This is a genomic window from Bacteroides caecigallinarum, assembly GCF_016901995.1.
Lineage (GTDB): Bacteria > Bacteroidota > Bacteroidia > Bacteroidales > Bacteroidaceae > Phocaeicola > Phocaeicola cellulolyticus.
Map to the genome: position 1 here is coordinate 1 of NZ_JACJLE010000120.1, position 1,422 is coordinate 1,422.

2 protein-coding genes are annotated in these 1,422 nt (G+C 42.1%); both read right to left on the reverse strand.

Annotated features, from left to right (window positions below):
* Positions 1 to 14: 14 nt before the first annotated feature.
* Positions 15 to 1,007, reverse strand: coding sequence for an ISAon1 family transposase (locus tag H6A61_RS15225; RefSeq protein WP_204394749.1), 993 nt, complete (start codon positions 1,005 to 1,007; stop codon positions 15 to 17).
* A complete protein-coding gene (locus tag H6A61_RS15230) occupies positions 973 to 1,359 on the reverse strand; it encodes an ISAon1 family transposase N-terminal region protein (protein ID WP_204394751.1) in 387 nt (128 codons plus the stop codon). The genes H6A61_RS15225 and H6A61_RS15230 overlap by 35 nt, the downstream gene beginning before the upstream one ends.
* Positions 1,360 to 1,422: the final 63 nt, after the last annotated feature.

Consider the following 1,422-nt stretch of genomic DNA (forward strand, 5'->3'; position numbering starts at 1 on the left):
GGGACAGTAGAAATTTAGTGGGGATAACCATACAACTTAGCAATTCTGAAGAGAAAGAACTTTTTATCCGTTACTCCATGCAGATTGGCTCTGAATAGTTTGATTTTAGCATTAAATGATTCAGCAGCAGCGTTAGAGGAACGGTTGTTGTAGAAGTTCAGTATTTCATCATAATGCTCATAGAAAGTAGTGGCAATAACATTGAACTGCTTCAGTCTGGAGTTGTCCACCTTGTTATACCATCTGGCCATGCTTAACCGTGCGGCATCCTTTAATGTATTCTTAGAGAATATCATTCTCAGCGAATGTGATAATCCATAAGCCATTTGAATGTCCGGATACTCATCAAAAAGGATTTCAGCCCTTTTCTTTTGTTTTTCCGTCCATTTGTCTGCGGATTTGAACAGAAGATAACGACTTCTGATAAGCAGTTCAGGGCGGGTATCTCCATTGGGAAAACGGAACGGTTCATAGGGTTTTCCTGAATGTTTACATTCTTCCATTTCTTCATTGCTCTGCTGTAAGGCATCCCAACGGTGTGCCACACGAATCTCCTGTACGGCATCACAAGCCAGTTTTTGTATGTGAAAACGGTCTATCACTCTACTGGCTTTCGGGAATGCGGTAGAAACGATTTTGCGCATCGAATCGGAAAGATCCAAAGTCACTTCCTCTACTTTCATACGTTCTTCCTCGTCTATCAGTTTCAGTACTTTTATTACGTCTTCCGATTTCGTGCCGGAGACAACTGCTACCAGACTTCCTTCACCGGTGTGGCGGTCACGGTTGGTGATAAACGTGTAAAGCTCACCGTTAGACAGGGATGACTCATCAATAGCAAGGTGCGGACCTATGTTTTCCGGAAATAACAGCCATTCCTCGGCATGGTCAAGCTGTTCCCAGTTACGGAAGTCGCTTAACGTTTCCTTGTACTGCTTCTCAAATGTATGTGCGTTTATGTGGTAGAACGTTTCAAGCGTACGGCAGGTCACAGGGGATGTCTCCATAAGTTTCTTTTAAAAAAGCCCCGAACTCCTTAGAGTAACGGGTGCCCTTGCATACCACATCAAGATTGATTGGAATACTGAAACTTTTGCCTGTGCGTACATCTGTCCACCTGCGACGACGGATAATCAATACAACCTTATGGTCACGGATTGGGAAATCAGTGACATTTACAGGTTCCATAAAACCTTTGGACACAAAATTAACATCACCTGACAAGTTCGGATTCATTAACTCATCAAGATGAATATGAATCTCATTTAAAGTTTGTTCTAAACCTGTTATCCTAAAATAATCCAGTATTGCTGAAGGTAGCACGATGCGTGCAAGCACTTCCAATTGATTCGTTTCCATAAGACAAAGGTCGCAATTTATAGGGATAATAAAAATTAATCCCCACTAAATTTCTACTGCGCC